Origin of the sequence: Dendrosporobacter sp. 1207_IL3150, from assembly GCF_036763085.1 — a bacterium.
Taxonomy (GTDB): domain Bacteria; phylum Bacillota; class Negativicutes; order DSM-1736; family Dendrosporobacteraceae; genus JBAIYU01.
The window spans coordinates 439,006-455,272 of the sequence record NZ_JBAIYU010000010.1; the positions used below are offsets into that span (position 1 = coordinate 439,006).

General features: G+C 40.5%; 16 protein-coding genes. 1 reads left to right on the top strand and 15 read right to left on the bottom strand.

What is annotated here, in order from left to right:
- Positions 1-122: 122 nt before the first annotated feature.
- Complete coding sequence (locus tag V6C17_RS05570) at positions 123-1,040, bottom strand: hypothetical protein (RefSeq protein WP_333521558.1); 918 nt, start codon at positions 1,038-1,040, stop codon at positions 123-125.
- Positions 1,041-1,138: 98 nt separating this feature from the next.
- Complete coding sequence (locus V6C17_RS05575; RefSeq protein WP_333521559.1) at positions 1,139-1,819, bottom strand: hypothetical protein; 681 nt, start codon at positions 1,817-1,819, stop codon at positions 1,139-1,141.
- 134 nt (positions 1,820-1,953) lie between these two features.
- Between V6C17_RS05575 and V6C17_RS05580 the strand changes: the two genes are divergently transcribed.
- On the top strand, positions 1,954-2,385 hold the full coding sequence (locus V6C17_RS05580) for a hypothetical protein (protein WP_333521560.1): 432 nt from the start codon (positions 1,954-1,956) through the stop codon (positions 2,383-2,385).
- Positions 2,386-2,499: 114 nt separating this feature from the next.
- Here the strand turns inward: V6C17_RS05580 and V6C17_RS05585 are convergent, their stop codons facing one another.
- The 13 genes from V6C17_RS05585 to kdsA form a co-directional block, all read right to left on the bottom strand.
- Positions 2,500-3,456, bottom strand: coding sequence for a porin (locus V6C17_RS05585; RefSeq protein WP_333521561.1), 957 nt, complete (start codon positions 3,454-3,456; stop codon positions 2,500-2,502).
- A 235-nt stretch (positions 3,457-3,691) separates the two neighbouring features.
- A complete protein-coding gene (locus tag V6C17_RS05590; RefSeq protein WP_333521562.1) occupies positions 3,692-5,029 on the bottom strand; it encodes an S-layer homology domain-containing protein in 1,338 nt (445 codons plus the stop codon).
- A gap of 284 nt (positions 5,030-5,313) precedes the next feature.
- The gene (locus V6C17_RS05595; RefSeq protein WP_333521563.1) at positions 5,314-5,715 is read right to left on the bottom strand and encodes a pre-16S rRNA-processing nuclease YqgF; all 402 of its coding nucleotides are present in this window, start codon (positions 5,713-5,715) and stop codon (positions 5,314-5,316) included.
- 395 nt (positions 5,716-6,110) lie between these two features.
- A complete protein-coding gene (locus V6C17_RS05600) occupies positions 6,111-7,253 on the bottom strand; it encodes an S-layer homology domain-containing protein (RefSeq protein WP_333521564.1) in 1,143 nt (380 codons plus the stop codon).
- 649 nt (positions 7,254-7,902) lie between these two features.
- Positions 7,903-9,153 (bottom strand): DUF3084 domain-containing protein, encoded by a 1,251-nt coding sequence (locus V6C17_RS05605; RefSeq protein ID WP_333521565.1) that lies wholly within the window; start codon positions 9,151-9,153, stop codon positions 7,903-7,905.
- Between the two features lie 66 nt (positions 9,154-9,219).
- Complete coding sequence (locus V6C17_RS05610) at positions 9,220-10,308, bottom strand: LptF/LptG family permease (RefSeq protein ID WP_333521566.1); 1,089 nt, start codon at positions 10,306-10,308, stop codon at positions 9,220-9,222.
- A gap of 157 nt (positions 10,309-10,465) precedes the next feature.
- Complete coding sequence (gene lptB / locus V6C17_RS05615; RefSeq protein ID WP_333521567.1) at positions 10,466-11,185, bottom strand: LPS export ABC transporter ATP-binding protein; 720 nt, start codon at positions 11,183-11,185, stop codon at positions 10,466-10,468.
- Between the two features lie 153 nt (positions 11,186-11,338).
- Complete coding sequence (locus tag V6C17_RS05620; protein WP_333521568.1) at positions 11,339-12,046, bottom strand: LptA/OstA family protein; 708 nt, start codon at positions 12,044-12,046, stop codon at positions 11,339-11,341.
- Positions 12,043-12,600 (bottom strand): LPS export ABC transporter periplasmic protein LptC, encoded by a 558-nt coding sequence (gene lptC / locus V6C17_RS05625; RefSeq protein WP_333521569.1) that lies wholly within the window; start codon positions 12,598-12,600, stop codon positions 12,043-12,045. The genes V6C17_RS05620 and lptC overlap by 4 nt, the downstream gene beginning before the upstream one ends.
- A 6-nt stretch (positions 12,601-12,606) precedes the next feature.
- Positions 12,607-13,527 (bottom strand): lysophospholipid acyltransferase family protein, encoded by a 921-nt coding sequence (locus tag V6C17_RS05630; protein WP_333521570.1) that lies wholly within the window; start codon positions 13,525-13,527, stop codon positions 12,607-12,609.
- Between the two features lie 158 nt (positions 13,528-13,685).
- Positions 13,686-14,231 (bottom strand): KdsC family phosphatase, encoded by a 546-nt coding sequence (locus tag V6C17_RS05635; protein WP_333521571.1) that lies wholly within the window; start codon positions 14,229-14,231, stop codon positions 13,686-13,688.
- Positions 14,231-15,199, bottom strand: coding sequence for a KpsF/GutQ family sugar-phosphate isomerase (locus V6C17_RS05640; RefSeq protein ID WP_333521572.1), 969 nt, complete (start codon positions 15,197-15,199; stop codon positions 14,231-14,233). Before V6C17_RS05640 ends, V6C17_RS05635 begins: the two co-directional genes overlap by 1 nt.
- Before the next feature lie 167 nt (positions 15,200-15,366).
- Entirely contained in the window at positions 15,367-16,191 is an 825-nt protein-coding gene (gene kdsA, locus V6C17_RS05645) for a 3-deoxy-8-phosphooctulonate synthase (protein ID WP_333521573.1), read from the bottom strand.
- Between the last annotated feature and the right edge of the window lie 76 nt (positions 16,192-16,267).

Genomic DNA, 16,267 nt, shown 5'->3' on the forward strand with positions numbered 1-16,267 from the left:
GATTGGCCTTCTTATTCACTAAGATGTTTGTATTCTACAATTATACCGCATTTCCTCCCCAATCCAACACGGGAAAATGTAGAAAAAGCCACCTATTGGCAGCTTTCTCCAGTATTATAGATCTATTTTACCTGTAGTCCGTACACGGCTGTATCGGACTTTACCTGAATATACATTTCTGTTCCTGCTGGTATAGTAATATCCGAACCATGGACAAAAGCGCCTCCGACGACACCTATAGGGCCCAATAATGCCATCCCCGCTACTGAAGCACCCGCAGCCTTTGCAAGTGATTTAGTTTCTTCTTTCGCCTTATCACCCATTTCAGTTTGCACTATACTATTATCAAAAGCAGTGATATCATCAAAACTCACTTCTAACACGGCATCTCGTCCAAAGTTTCTTGCTTGCTGTACTTTAGTTACTGTACCAGTTCCTTGCATTCCTTTAGGAATTACCAGTAATCCAGCAGAGTAAACATCCTCTACTGCCTGATAAGTAACGATATCACCTTTACGAGTCTTTCGGCTATCTAATTCTGAAGTCAGTTTTATTTTGATAAGAGTATCCTTATATATTGTTGTATTTGCAACATTAAATTGACCATTAGGATAGGCTATCTTGGTGAATTTTTCGACCCTATTATCAAATGTTCCTATAGAAGATTTCCCGAAAAGCGTCATCTCTATCGCTTCAATTTTCGCTTTAGATGGCTGATTTGTAACGTTATGAGTAAGCGTCCATTCTACCGCATTTAGCTTAGCTTGAAGAGATGGGGATGACATAGAATTATCCGTTAAATAGAGATAGATTCTGTCTAATTTAGCGGTTAAAGCGTCTCTAGTTTCATCACCAAAAATATCTCTTTCAATCTTAATAGTCCGTTCAATAAGTGAACCGGTCTGCTCAGTTCCATAGATAATTTTTTCAGATGCTGCTGTTTTTTCTAACACTGTCATTTCTTGTAAACTTTGGGCTGATACCAATGATGTAATAAAAAATACTATAAGTAAAGAACAGATTAAAACTCTTCTAGACATATTATCCCCCTTATGTAACTTCTTTATAGTAGTTTTCGGGAGAGTTAAATAAAAATCCTGCCGGATTAGAGCAGGATTTGCCAATTAGCTTTATGGATCTATAGCAACCTGATATTAGATGCTTGTTCACCATTAGGTACATTATCCCTGTGATTGGGCTGAAATACTTTATTAAAGCCCAAGTTAACATATAAACTCAATAGAGAAAAATACATGGTAAGCTCAAATAGCTCTTCGAATAAAGTTTGCCGATTCCCTAAGATACTGTGACTGCGATGTTCAGCAAAATCTGCTGCAATAAGTGATACTACCAAAATCACTACTTCAACTATTGGAAATCTACCATTTTTAGCCCAATGAACTATTTCCTTATAAAGTCTTTTAAATACCATTATTGCTAAGATGAAAAGTAACGTAATTCCGATAATTGGATATACATACTTACCGTACCAAAGAGCTTTAAGTGGAAGAAAACCATCGGTTCCGTTAGGATAAAACACTCTACCCCAGCTTAATTCTCGTAATGCGATAATGATTAAGATTGGAACGGAATATCCCATAAGCTGCTTTGTTGCAGTTGAACCCACATCGCATCTAGATGCTGTGACCGCTGCTATACATGTTAGAATTATTATAAGGACCTGCGCGTTTTCTATCGGCCCATTCTCTCGCCCCCATTCTGGCGGCAAAAGTAAACCTGCAGGAATAATAGCTAACAGAAAAAAAAGACACATCACGGTAACAGGAGTAAAGACTTTTAGAAATCGCGGATTTTTCACTAGATAAACACCTCGAGTAGATAATTAGTAGTACCTGCTTGTTATGGAAAATTAATTTATTATTGGACTATGCAGTCAATTTATAGTATACTCAAAACAATAACCCCATTATACTACATAGAAGGGAGATTTCAATGAAAAATCGCTTAATTATTAGCATGCTACTGGTTTGCTTAATCACTATTACTGCAGTTCCTGCTACCCAGGCGATAAGCCTAAAAGATATCTTAAAGGTAGGAGGCATAGGATTTCTAGTTGATAAGTTTGCCAAGCCTCTAAATGATTTTATCAACACCCTTACTTTTAAGCACGGCGGTAGCCATGATTATGCAACAAAGGTTGTACCCATACTATCTTTTGGTAACGGCAGCCATATCGGTGCCGCTCAGGTTATCGGAGAACGGTCATTGGTTGATAGAACTGAAGCTGTTATACAGTTAGAAGATGATTTTAGCGGCAACCGTTTTAGGGTAAAGGCTTTGATACCTATCGATAGCAAGAACCCTATAAATTTCTCCAGGGTGCAAGGTGTAGGTGTTTCGGCGATAATTGATGTTAAGATTTAAATACATAAAGAGCAGCCTAGCATTTTAGACTGCTCTTATTTTTTATTAGATAAAGTTTTATATTCCAAATAAAACAGGCTTCCCAAAGGAAGCCTGTTTCCAATTCTAATATTCTTAGAATTTGTAATTAACTGTTGTACGGAAGGAGTTGTATTTATCTCCAGTGTATACGCCTTCCATATCTTTGTAGAATATGTTAAGGTTTGTATCATTGGAGATTTTGTGGTTGTAGCTGTAGTAGATACCTTTGCCTTGTGGATCGAAATCAGTCATTGCAGCAATATCACCGAATGCTTCAACTTTGCTGTAAATTACAGCTAAGGAGTTTTTATTGTCGAAAGCATAGCTTGTTCCAACTGCGAAAGCTGCATTTTCAAGATCTACATCAGACTTAGTGTATTCGCCGAATACATTAGCTTTGCCTAATTGATATGAAGCGTCTACCGCCCAATGGTTTGTGGAAACAACATCATAATCAGCTTTTGCGAAAGTTGCACCAACAGTTAAATTCTTAGTTGGTTGGTAACCTGCATGTAATGAATATAGCTTAGCATCAATGCCATCGGTATCATGAGTGCTAACTTTACCTGCTAATACATTAATATCAGTAACGCCTGATTTAACGTTTGCAGTAACACCATCAATAGTACCAGAGTAGTTACCGATTTTGCCTTCTGTGCTGTAAAGAAGAGCAGTTGCACCAACGTTAGCGCCTTGACGTCCAATTTTATAAGTAGCGTTATCACCTTTTAGAACAAATCCAAAACGATCAAGTGAAAGTATGCTTGATCCGTATAAATCGGTACGGAAATCTGCACCAACTTCATCTGCAGTCAGAACTTGACCTGCAAGGCGAGCATAGAAATCAGTTTTTTCGTTAAGTGCTGCAGTTGCATTTAATTTGAAAGTAGTGATGTTACCTTCACTTTTAAGGTTCAAAGCTTTGCTATCTTCACTCCAACGGTATTGAGTAGTAATGTCACCGTCGAATTGGATTGGAGAAGCCATAGCTACGCCCATGGAAAGAGTAACTGTTGCAGCAACAGCTGCAGCGATAAGTCTTTTTTTCATTTTAAAATCCCCCTTAGTTTTTTTATGTATAAACAAACTTGGGAACCAGGGGGGCTTTTCAATAAGTGTCCACGTTTCCTTACTGATTGCACACTCTGGGTACCAAGGGTTTACCAAAAGATTGTAATATTGTTAATTCTCTACTCATTGGAAAATTCCTGCTAAATATTTGTAATCTGTTACTTTTTTAAAAGAGCTCACGCCAAAGACGTGAGCTCTTTTTTTTTACACAGAATTAGAATTTGTAATCAACTTGAACGCGGCTATATTCTGATCTGTCAGCTCCAGTGTGAACTAACTTGCTTCCGAATGTTTGTACGCCAGTAATAACCATGTTTTTAGCTAGTGTGTAGTTACCAGTTAGAGCATATCCTTCTCTGTTGTTTGCTTGGTTAGCAATACCAGCAGCCGCATAGTCTCCACCAGCTGTTAATACACCATTTTCAAACTTGAAGTATTCAACTGATGCACCCCAAGTGTCTTTCTTAGCGAAGTTAGCACCTTTATAGCCTAACTTAACAACATAACCATATGGATCTTCTACAGGAGCAAAAGTTGCTGCTGGTAATCTAGTAGCTGGTACATCTGCAACGTTTTTCAAATATTCGCCAGTTAATACCCAGCCTGGTGCAAATTTAGTCGTGAATCCAAGGTCGTAAACTTTATAATCGCTTATGTCACCGTTTTGTTCTTGGACATAGGAAGCATTTAATGCAGTTGCTTTGCTGAGATTGTAGTCAGCAGTTACGAAAGCAGCATCTTCGATTTGGTAGTCAGTAGTAGTAACGCCTGCAATTGCATTTTTGAAGTTAGCATAACCAACAGTTGTTTTTACTTTATTGCCGAATGATGCTTTAACTCCGTCAACCATACCAGTTGTAGCTAGGAAATAACCAGTAGCACCGATTTTTTGGCTATAACGACCAACAGTAACTGCCGCACCAGTGTTAAGAACATTCTTAGTTGTTAACGCCATTTCAGCAATTTTCATTTCATTGCCACCTGTCTGATCAGTAGCAGTAGTATCATCATCACCAAGTGGACGATGGCCGTTAGTCATGATTTTACCAGTGAAGCTAGTGTTATCGTTAACATTAGCGCTTAAGCCAAGGATTAAACGATAAGTGAAGTCGTTATCGGCTGGTTCTGCAGGAAGTCCGCCGCCAGCAGCTCTATCAAGCTGTACCCAGCGTACACGAGCATCGCCAGTGAATTTAATGTTGGATTGGCTAGCTTCTAATTTAGCTACGCGAACGCCAAGGTTGTTAAGTTCAGCGGAGAATTCAACAGCAAGCTTGTCAAGAGCAGCTTTTTGAGCAGCATCAGCTTTGTCGGATTTAACCATAGCTTTTGCTACGATTTGAGCCATCTCGTAACGAGTGATAGTTTTGTCGCCGCGGAAAGTTCCGTCATTGTAACCATCAACGATACCAGCTTGAGCTAATTTAGTAACAGCGTCATAAGCCCAGTGTTTTGCAGGTACATCCACGAAAGGATTTGCAGCAGCGAAAGTTGTGCTAGCAACACCAACTACCAATGCTGTTGTGATCATAGCAGCTAATCTTTTTTTCATTAGAATTTCCCCCTTAGGTTTTAATTTTTTTGTTGGCTAGTCCCAAGAAGGCAATGATTGAGTATCCATGTTCCCTCAACTTTCCCTATCTTAGGTTTTTGCCAATCTATCATTCTGTGAGAAAGTTTAGAAGTTCTCATCAGTATGATTTCACTTTCCATGGTAATATATTCTTCAATATGAATTAAATTCCTGCAGGATATTGTTATGTTTCTGTAAATTATTTTCAGAAAAATTAATTATTATCAAAAATAGGTGCTTTTTTGTTTAAACTAAATTCAATTTCATTCAGCAAATAAGTACTTTTCGGCAATTATTACTGCTGCATAGTCGTCTACCGATGCTGGCGGCACCATCATTGAAGTAGGAATAAGTCGCTTTATTCCACGTGGAGGGTTCTCCTGCCAATAACGTACTCTAGCTGCATCGGTTGTTCGATATTCGTTAATAAGTACAAGCTGTAAGTTGTTGCAGCCAGCCCGTATGCTCTCAACTGCATTCTTACTGGAAGTACCTGCGCCTAGTACGGCAGTAGCAATTTTGTATTTTTTCGTACATTCATCAACAGTCTCAACAAGCTTAGCTGTATCAACAATATTTTTATACAGTACGCCATTCTTTCTATGTACTACCGCTATCCCGCACTTCTCACGTCCTGGGTCTATACCTATAACAATTTCTTCCACTGTACAACCTCCATGCTTAGTTAGTATATTCTTTTTTTGGGTAATTATTCCTTCATTTTTAGTACGAGTATGTGTTACTTTTGTCATTGCCACAAAAGTAAAGTTAAAGTAAGTCTAGGCCAGTCTTGCAAAAGACTTGAAAAGTCAGCACCTTACTAAAATCCGTAAAACTCGCTTCGCTCAGACAAACGGATTTTTTAACGTAAGCTGCTGACTTTTCATCCTGCGGAACGTCTTTTTTTCAGAATGGCCGCCAACGGGCGAAAAATTTCTTACTACTTAAGTATAATTCAATTTTTCTCAGTTTTAGCTGAGATTTTATCCAACATTATCAACGATACAATGTAAAAGAAACCTGCCGGATTACCCGACAGGTTTCTTTTTTGAATCTTATATTAGAATTTTACGTTTACAGTTGCTTGAGTGCGAGCTCCGATTTCAGTGCCAGCTTGGTCTTTGAAATCTTGGTATTTTACGTTAAGAGCTGCGTTTTTGTTGAAAGATTTATCATATTGGTATTCCATACCTTTGAAGCCGTTAGTACCGATTGCTGTTACATCATTGCTAAGTGAACCGAAGCCTGTGAATGCAGCTGCATCTACATCATAGTGAGTTGCAGTCAGACCAGCTTTAGTGAATTTCACTCCATAAGAAACTGCAGTTGCATCAGCATCGTTATTATCATAGTAAGCAGCTTTAGCTTCTACACTGTTAGATAATTTGAATGCAGTGCTTAAACCATAAATTTCTTGATCTTGAGTATCGTTTTTGTAGTAGTCAGCAACTACTTTACCGCCAAGAGCATTGAAACCATATTCAGCAGCATAGATACGCTCAGAACCAGCAGTTACGTTTCTGTTACCAGCAACTAATTTAAGACCATTGATATCAGTCGCGAAAGCGTTCATTTGTGTATCGAACAGGTAACCACCAGCAAGTTTTACATCTTGACGACCGATTGTGCTAGTTGTACCAAGTGCATTGAAAGTTACGTTAGCAGTGTCGATAGCAGCGTCAGAGTTTCCGCCTTTGTAGTTCATGTTGCCAGTAGTAAGGCGTGCATTGAATTTCATGTCATTGTTGATTTTGCCTTCGAAGCCTACACGAGCGCGGAAGTCATTGTCTGAACCTTGATTGTCAGAACCGAATACACGAACGCGAGCATCACCGGAGATTTTAACCATGTTGTCAACTTTGTTTTGAAGGCCTTCTACTTTAACACCAAGATTGTTAAGTTCAGTTGAGAATTCTTTGGAAAGTTGGTCAACAGCTGCTTGTTGATCAGCATTTAAGGATTTGTTCATAGCTTTAGCTACGATTTGAGCCATTTCGTAACGAGTCATAGTTTTGTCACCTTTGAAAGTGCCATCGTTATAACCGTCAACGATACCAGATTGAGCAAGTTTGTTTACTGCATCATATGCCCAGTGTTTTGCAGGTACATCAGAGAAAGGATTTGCAGCAGCTGCGAATGCAGGTACAGCGAAAGCAACAGTTAGAGCAGTAGTTACAGCAACTTTTAAAAATCTTTTTTTCATTTGAAAAGATCCCCCTAAAGTTTATTTTTTTAGCTGGTGTTGCCACCGGCAATAGGGGCTAATGCTTTTCAAGAAGAGCCGTTATGAGTTTCCACGTTTCCTCATTACTTCTTCTTTATTGCATTTCACCACTCATGCCCCTGCGGCTTTTTTGCAGGTTGTAGTTAACATAATTCGACATGACCTTTAATTATCCTGCTGTATGTTATGGTGTAATTTTTACCACATCTCATGCTACTCAAGCCTTGACCATTCAGTCACGTCATATCAAAAAAATATTTGATATTTACATAATTCTACGTTCCTTTAGATAATCCTGCTTGAGCCGCATTTGTACTTTTTTCCAGCAATCCATTTTAGATTGCCAGAATGACCAGTCAGTCATGTCTTGTCAAAAAAATTTATGCGTTTGCATTTTTTATTCTTTTGATACTATACATAATTCTACGTTTCTTTTATAATTCCTGCTGTATTTAGCTTGTAGTTTTTACCAATAGCCTTTCCTTTATTATATTGACTATTCGGTCATGTATATTCAAAAAAATTATGCATTTAACATAACGTTTTTCTGATATACCTATATTTCTACATAAATTAAGAGAATCCTGCTTTTACACAGGATTCTCCTTTTTGTATTTTATACCATAATCTATTGTGCACTCTTTACTTGAATATCAATCTTAAGCGGCCCTACGGCATAAGTGTCAATCTGAGCAGTAGCTGTAAGCTGCACTTTTCCGTAATACCTATTAACCTTATTTATAGTGTCATATAGTTGCGCCCCACTCATAACTCCGACAGTACCTTGAATAGGATCAGGCAAAATCCCCTTCTTTATGGCTTCGGTATTTACCTTCTGTAAAAATGCCAGAACCGCTTCTTCAGCTTCGTGAGCCGTTCTGCCTGCATTCATAACTTCAGTATGCACTACCTCGTCATGGGCGTATACTAAATGGTTTTCGAAAAGCTCGATACGTCCAATTACTGGCTCACCGTAAACAATATTCCCTGCGGATGAAATGCGGACAATAACATCTTGCTTAGAGTTTGCCAGCAATTCTATAGCTTGATCGTAGTCAGCTTGAGCAATCCAGAGGGCTTCAGCTTTTTTGTCATCAATACCCAATTTATCTAAGATTTCAAAGTTAGTTTTTAGAATAGTACCTGTGAGTGAGCTCTTAATATCACTTTTCGATTCACTACTATGGATTACCGAAGTAGATAAAATCTCACCAGCTCGGTAAAGAATGTCACCTTCCCGGACAACTTGAATGCCTTTATTAAGCTTCGCGGTTAGTTCATTCAAGCGATTTACGTCGCTCTCTAAAGATATTTTGGATTCATTAAGAGCAGCAACCCGAATATCAAGTTCCTTTTTTGTTGCTTGAAGCTGAGTAATTTGCAACCGTGATTTTTCTAAATCACCACGTGCTAAGGTATAGTCTGTCTGGACCTGCTGTAAAGCTGAGGCTGCGCGGTCTCTTTCGCTTGTAACTACCGCCAGTTCAGACGTTATCGAAGCCAGTTTAGCGGCTGTATCTTTGATTTTAATATTTAAGGCAGCATATTCAGCGGTTTTAGCATCTAGTGCCGCCCGACTGACTTCAAGCTCTGTGCTTTTAGCCAAGACTTCATTTGATAAATTTGACAGCTGAGCTTTTAGTGCATCCATACCAAAAAGTGCTGTACGCACATCACGGGAAGCTAATGCAAGTATCCCCAGTGTAGAGGACGTGATTAGTATACCGGTGATGATGGTTACTATTATTGATGTATGCTTAGGGCGCAATCCAAACATTGATAGTTTTCGTTTACCTACTTTTGTGCCGAGTTTATCGCCAATATAGGCGATTGCTCCGCCCATTATAGTGAGTACAGCAATTAGTACTATTCCATACACAGTACACCCTCCTCTACTGGAAATTTCGTTCGAACCGCTAAGGCGCGAAAGTCGCAAAGGGTTAAGTTAACGGGAGGCTTTGCGGATGAGATAGATGCCTGCGAGGATGCCGACGGTGTTTGGTATCCAGGCAGCCACGTATACTGGCAGCGCACCGCCTTGGCCGAGTGCTGTAGTAAGCGTCATTATGGTGTAGTATATAAAGATAATTATTATGCTTAGTCCCAGCCCGATAGATGAGCTTGACCTCTGCGGCTGCAGACCTAACGGTGTTCCTATTAGGGCGAATACAAAACTAGCCATAGGAATTGATACACGCTGCTGCAGTTCAACTTCGTAAGTTGTACTTTTTACATATTCACTCTTAAGCACTTTGATATGCTGCTTAAGTTCTTTTATAGTCATTTCGGAGGCTTGTTTTTGCTCACGAGTAATCGTCGTTGGCGTCTTATCTATTGGCATTATCTGCTGCTCAAATTTCATTGTCCGCTTGAGATTTCCTTCGGCAGATAAATCATGAATTGTACCGTGGTACATTACCCAATGATCTTTATTCCATTCAGCTTTTTCAGCGTGCTCAACTCGCACAATATTGCCATTTTCATATTCTTGAATGGATACGGCGTGCATCGTATTTGTACTTTCCTCATACTTACGAGCATAAGTGAGACGTTCTAGATTACCATTCTTAACATCTTTTATGATGATATGCTCCTGTGATTTGGGAGCAGTATTACGTTCAATTTCATTTTTAACTACATAATTGTACCCAGCATTAGCTTTAGGAACTACGACTTCATTAAATGCTACCGCAAAAATACTGACGAAAAAAGCAACAATGAATACTGGCATAGCCAACCGAGAAAAACTAATACCGCCTGACCTCATCGCAGTTATCTCACTTGAACCAGATAATCTGCCAAAAGCCAACAGTGATGCAAGAAGCATTGACATTGGGAAAGTGAGTACAATAATGTTAGGCAGGCTATAAAAAAACAATTTAACAACCGAAGTTACTGGGGCACCATATTTTGTAACATATTGAGCAATTTTAAATAGAGTATTTGTTCCGATAAAAACGCTTGAAAAAGCGCAGATACCAAATATAAAAGGCCCTAATAATTCTTTTACTATATATTTATCTAATATACGCATTTTTTTCTCCTCTATAAAGGGTGCGTGGGTTTACGTGGGGATGATATTTTAACCGCGAAGGCGCAATGGACATAAAGTGAGTTACGACGCAATAATTATCGCGCTTATATTTATATATTAAATCTCCTTTGCGCTTTCGCGTCTTTGCGGTTAGTCGTTACAAACTAAAATTCTCGCCAAGGTAGAATTTACGGGCGATTTCGCTGGAGGCAATGGTTTCACTGTCGCCTTCTATTAGGATTTTGCCTTCGCTTAGTATATAGGCTCGGTCTACTATACTCAGAGTTTCCCGGACGTTGTGGTCAGTGATGAGTACACCGATACCTCGGTCGCTGAGATAGCCGATAACTGACTGGATGTCAGATACTGCTATTGGATCTACTCCGGCAAAAGGTTCGTCCAACAAAATGAAGTATGGATCTGTGGCAAGACAGCGGGCTATTTCGACCCGGCGTCTTTCGCCGCCTGACAGTTCTGACCCCTTACGCTGACGGACATGCGTGATATTGAATTCCTCCAGAAGACTTTCAGCCTTGTCTTTGCGTTCAGCAGGAGTAAGTTTTGTTGTTTCAAGTATTGCCATAAGATTATCTTCTACAGTCAGTTTGCGGAAAACTGATGCTTCCTGGGGCAGATAACCTAAACCAAATCTTGATCGTTGGTACATCGGCATTTGAGTAACATCCTCTCCGCCGATTAACACTTGCCCGGAATTTGGTTTTTCAAGCCCTACTATCATATAGAAAGTAGTAGTTTTGCCAGCCCCATTCGGTCCTAATAGCCCTACTACTTGTCCTTTATCGACCCTTAGACTAACTCCATTGACCACATTGCGGCCTTTGTATGTTTTTATAAGATTGTGTGTTTCAATAAACATTGTTTATTCCTCATTTCAAGGTTTAAGGAATGACTAGGACTAACCACAAAGGCGCGAAGACCGCAAAGGGTTTTGCACGCGATAATTATCGCGGGATATTTATTTTTTCGTTTTTTAGCGCTTTTGCGTCTTTGCGGTTAAATACATCGTTGGTTACTGTGGCTGAATTACTAGCTTGGTGCGTCCTTGGGCGTTTACGGCATTATCGTCAAGGTATATTGTTAATTTATTACCCTGGAGCACGTTGCCTTCCTGAACAGCTTTTGCGTTGCCAGTAAGGACTACCCTGCCTTGTTCGCCTTTAGCACCGTAGTACGATGCTTGATCAGCCGTTGCGTCTAGCTGTCTTGTTTGACTTACAATATGCACATTACCTGTTCCAACAATCTGATTATCACTCATATAGGCTTCGATCTTATTCGCGGTCATGATGCCATCAGGCATCTTTAGACGAGCGTTATTATTTATAACAGCATAGGATTTATCGGCATAATAATCAATTTGCGGACCTGTTAAAGTGTTATCACCCTTAACAAGCTCAACATCACCGCTAGCGATTATATGATTGTTGTCATAGGAACGTAGTTCTTCTGCTGTCATTACAGCGTTATCCTGAACCAATTTTACTCCGCCTGTTATAACGGCTTCCTGAGTCTTAGTATTATAGTTTACATTTGAGCCGGTTACCACTGCATTGCCTTGAGTAAGTTTTATAGTTCCTTGGCCTGTCATAATTCCAGTAGTTGAATCATACTCAATGACATCTGCCGCTAATTCGACAGGCTTAGTCTGAGCGGCATAGATTTGCGTAGCCATGCCTAAAGTCAGAGCTAATACTAATAATATTCTGCTAAGCTTCAATTGGCAGGACCTCCTTTGCGGATACGGGCATTACCCTCTACTTTTATTTTCTGCATATTAGCATCGCTCTCGATGCGATCACCTATGATAACAGTGTCATCTCTAGTCATAGTTATGCCGCCTGATCCGTAAAAACGGCGGTCATTGCCAGCCCAGCGGGCTGTAGGTGCCGTAAAGGTTGCCCCATCAGCTGAGACAGCTTTAACCTGTCCATTCATGATAATATCTCTTGTCTTGGTATCTAAAACGGCTTGGGCTGCATTTATTTCCATTTTACCGCCATTATCCTGATAAAAAACGCCTCTTAAATTCTTTATAATGGCTTGTTTGCTTTTGGGGTCCACTTCAATTGTTTCGGCACTCAGTTCCCACAACCGCTTACCATCTTGTTCTTCGATAATAGAATTGCCTGAATAGGTCATATTCACCGTTTGTTCATTCTTTACTTGCTGTTGTTGAAGCTCTTTGGGGCTCTCATCTCTAAACAAGTAATATACTCCAAATGCCAGCACTAAAACAATACAGGCAATAAGCGCATATGATTTTTTATTCATTCAGGCTCACTGTCCTCTCTGTTCAGTTGCAGCTGTTTGCTGAACATTGGCATTTATATCAGCTTCTTCATATTTTGTATTCCAACGCTTTTGAAACCATAGCCATTGGTCTGGATATTCTTTTACAATGTCTTCTATAACCTTGGTAGTTTTTTCGGTTATAGTATATAGATCTTTGTTTTCATCACCTGTGTTTTCGTAATACAGCGGCTTACGAATTAGAACTTTATGTCCGCCGGATGGATTTCTAACAATAAACGTTGGTACTATTGGAGACTTAAAACGTTTTGCAAAAACTGACGGCCCTAATGGCGTTGCAGCCATCTTGCCCAGAAATTCTATAAACATGCCAGCTTTTCCGCCGTCTTGATCTGCTAGAAAGGCCAGAATCTTTCCTTGTTTTAGGGCTTTTGCCGCAGCTACCAGTTCTGTGGTTCCACGGGCAAAAACTTCTATACCTACCATTTCACGATATTCATTGAGAATCTGAGTATGCTGGTCATTAGGCTGACGCTTAATGACTGTCGTTATTGGCAATTTTGCCATGGCTAAAGTTGCTCCAAGCCATTCCCAATTGCCAATATGAGCAGTAAGCATTACGACGCCTCTGCCTTCAGCTAATGCCTCGTCTAAATAGTGCATATTTTCTACTTCTACATAGCGTCTAATTTTTTCAGGAGTAAGTGCAGGCATATACATTACTTCTAAAAAAGTCTGCCCTAGATTATTAAATAGACCCACTGCTAAATTCTCAGCCTGCTTAGTGGAAATGCCTAAGCTCTCCTGCATTTGTACTATAGCACGCTTTCGCTGACGACCGGCAGCATAATAGTAAAGCTTACCAACCACTTTACCTAATGCTAATACCATGCCATAAGGCATTAGGCAAACAATGAAGCTAATAACTTTCAGTATTTTATATTGCACGCACCATCCTCCTCTCTCAAGTGACGATTCTATTAACCGCAGAGTACGCGGAGGGCGCAGAGGGAACGCTGAGTTCGGACTTATTATTTTTGCGTGATAACTATCACGCCGTTTCACTCCGTAAACCCTCTGCGTACTCTGTGTACTCTGTGGTTCAATTATTGTCTAGTTTCCATGTTTATGTCTTGGGTGTATGCTGCGATAATGTCAGCCCATTTACCTTGGGCTTTTAGGACTAATTCAACGATTTCACGGACGGCACCGCGGCCGCCTTCGTTGGCTGCAATGTAATGAGCGTTAGCTTTGACCTCAGGTACAGCGTTTGCTACTGCGCAGGCTAGTCCTACTTGAATCATTACTGGGAGATCGATAAGATCATCGCCCACATAGCATACTTCATCTAATTTTAAATTGTACTTTGCAATAAGTTCTTGCAGGGCAGCAAGCTTACTCATAGCACCTTGATATACATCAGTTATTTTGAGTTCAGCTCCACGCAGTTTCACCATGTCGCTTTCGCGCCCGGTAATAATAGCTGTCTTTAATCCGGCTTTATGAGCTACCGATATTCCTAAGCCATCTTGAGCATTGAATTCCTTCATGGCTTCACCATCACGACCAAATATAATTTGGCCGTTAGTGAGAACACCATCAACATCGAAAATCATTAGCTTAATTTTATTAGCCCGGGTGTCAATGTCCATTATACCACTCCTTGACGTAATAAGTCAGTAAGGTGAATAATGCCAATTGCGTGATGGTCCCCGTCAACTACCGGCAATACTGTAATCGGACGAGGTTTATTTTTCTCCATTAGGTTTAGTGCCTGGGCTGCTAGCTTATCTAGCGTAATAGTACGAGGATTCTTGGTCATAAGGTCAACGACTGGCAGATCAAGAAAACCATGACCTTTTTCTAAACCTCGTCGAATATCGCCATCTGTTACTATGCCCATGAGTCTTCCTTGTTCATCCACCACCGAAGTCGCTCCAAGTCCTTTGGCAGTCATAACAAATAAAGCTTCTTTCACTGTCTTATCAGCAGTAACCATAGGATTATCTTCGCCGCTATGCATAACCTTTTCTACCGTAAGCAATAGCTTACGGCCCAGTGAACCACCAGGATGAAATATAGCAAAATCTTCCGGGGTAAATTTGCGTTCTGATAATAGGGCTACTGCTAATGCATCACCCATTGCTAATGCCGCAGTTGTGCTGGCGGTTGGAGCCAAGCCGAGCGGACAAGCTTCCTGACATACGCTCACATCAAGAAATACTTCTGCAGTTTGTACTAATGTAGATTGTTCACGCCCACACATCGCGATAATTGGAGCTCCAATACGCTTAACGGCAGGAATAATACTGATAATTTCGCCAGTCTCGCCACTGTTTGAAAGAGCTAATACTATATCATCAGCTGTAACCATTCCTAAGTCACCATGAATTCCTTCAGCAGGGTGCAGGAAAAAGGACGGAGTCCCGGTACTTGCTAAAGTAGCAGCTATCTTCTTACCGATAAGACCTGATTTACCCATACCGGTAACAATCACTCGGCCTTTGCATTCTAATATCATATTAACGGCTGTAGTAAACTGACCATTTATCCGCGGAATTAAACTCTCAATCGCCGCAGCCTCTATAGCCAATACTTGCCTTGCTTGTTCAATTATCATTGGAGATACCTCCTCTACTTTGGATACGATTAACCGCAGAGTACGCGGAGGTCGCAGAGGGAACGCTGAGGACTAATTTTTATTTAGGCGCGATAACTATCGCGCTGTACTCCGTAATACTCTGCGTACTCTGTGTACTCTGCGGTTCAAAAACCCAGTTCCCGTTTTTATTTATGTCGACGAACTACGTTGTCGATTGCTAGGACGTCTTTCAGCAGATCTTCTAGTTGATCAATGTAGAGCATATTGGGGCCGTCGCACAAGGCTTCGGCGGGATTGTCGTGGACTTCCATGAATAGAGCATCGATGCCAACTGCTACAGCCGCTCTGGTCAGGTAACTGACATACTCTCGTTGACCAGCTGAGCTAGTGCCTGCGCCGCCAGGCAGCTGCACACTGTGGGTAGCATCAAATACTACAGGGTAGCCGAAAGAACGCATAATAGCAAGGCCGCGCATATCAACAACAAGATTATTATATCCGAAGCTTGCCCCACGCTCAGTTAGCATAATATTTTCATTACCTGCCTCGCGCATTTTGGTTACTACATTCTTCATATCATTAGGTGCGAGGAATTGGCCTTTTTTAACATTAACAACCTTACCAGTAAGAGCCGCCTGATAAACTAAATCAGTTTGGCGGGACAGAAAAGCTGGTATTTGCAGAATATCCAGCACTTCAGCTGCCGGCTGTACGTGTGATACATCATGAATATCACTAACAACAGGTACACCAAGATCCTGTTTGATTTTCTTCAGAGTCGCTAGACCTTCTTCTAAACCAGGTCCGCGAAAAGAAGCATAAGATGAACGATTGGCTTTATCAAATGATGCTTTAAAGACATAAGGTATTCCTAATCTATTTGCAATGTCTTTAACCGCACGTCCAATTTTTATTGACCGCTCATAGCCTTCGAGTACACACGGACCTGCTAATAGTACAAGCGGCTGCTTGCCGCCTACTGTTATTGAACCAATATTGACTGTATTCATGGAAAATGCCTCCTTATTGTTGGGGGTGACGTTATTTAACCGCAGAGTACGCGGAGGGCGCAGAGGGTTTACGGAG

What these genes read in the sequence shown, in the direction of transcription:
- V6C17_RS05570 (WP_333521558.1), bottom strand. Translation starts at nt 1,040, where the DNA reads ATGTCTAGAAGAGTTTTAATCTGTTCTTTACTTATAGTATTTTTTATT.
- V6C17_RS05580 (WP_333521560.1), top strand. Translation starts at nt 1,954, where the DNA reads ATGAAAAATCGCTTAATTATTAGCATGCTACTGGTTTGCTTAATCACT.
- V6C17_RS05585 (WP_333521561.1), bottom strand. Translation starts at nt 3,456, where the DNA reads ATGAAAAAAAGACTTATCGCTGCAGCTGTTGCTGCAACAGTTACTCTT.
- V6C17_RS05590 (WP_333521562.1), bottom strand. Translation starts at nt 5,029, where the DNA reads ATGAAAAAAAGATTAGCTGCTATGATCACAACAGCATTGGTAGTTGGT.
- V6C17_RS05600 (WP_333521564.1), bottom strand. Translation starts at nt 7,253, where the DNA reads ATGAAAAAAAGATTTTTAAAAGTTGCTGTAACTACTGCTCTAACTGTT.
- V6C17_RS05610 (WP_333521566.1), bottom strand. Translation starts at nt 10,308, where the DNA reads ATGCGTATATTAGATAAATATATAGTAAAAGAATTATTAGGGCCTTTT.
- lptB (WP_333521567.1), bottom strand. Translation starts at nt 11,185, where the DNA reads ATGTTTATTGAAACACACAATCTTATAAAAACATACAAAGGCCGCAAT.
- lptC (WP_333521569.1), bottom strand. Translation starts at nt 12,600, where the DNA reads ATGAATAAAAAATCATATGCGCTTATTGCCTGTATTGTTTTAGTGCTG.
- V6C17_RS05635 (WP_333521571.1), bottom strand. Translation starts at nt 14,231, where the DNA reads ATGGACATTGACACCCGGGCTAATAAAATTAAGCTAATGATTTTCGAT.
- V6C17_RS05640 (WP_333521572.1), bottom strand. Translation starts at nt 15,199, where the DNA reads ATGATAATTGAACAAGCAAGGCAAGTATTGGCTATAGAGGCTGCGGCG.
- kdsA (WP_333521573.1), bottom strand. Translation starts at nt 16,191, where the DNA reads ATGAATACAGTCAATATTGGTTCAATAACAGTAGGCGGCAAGCAGCCG.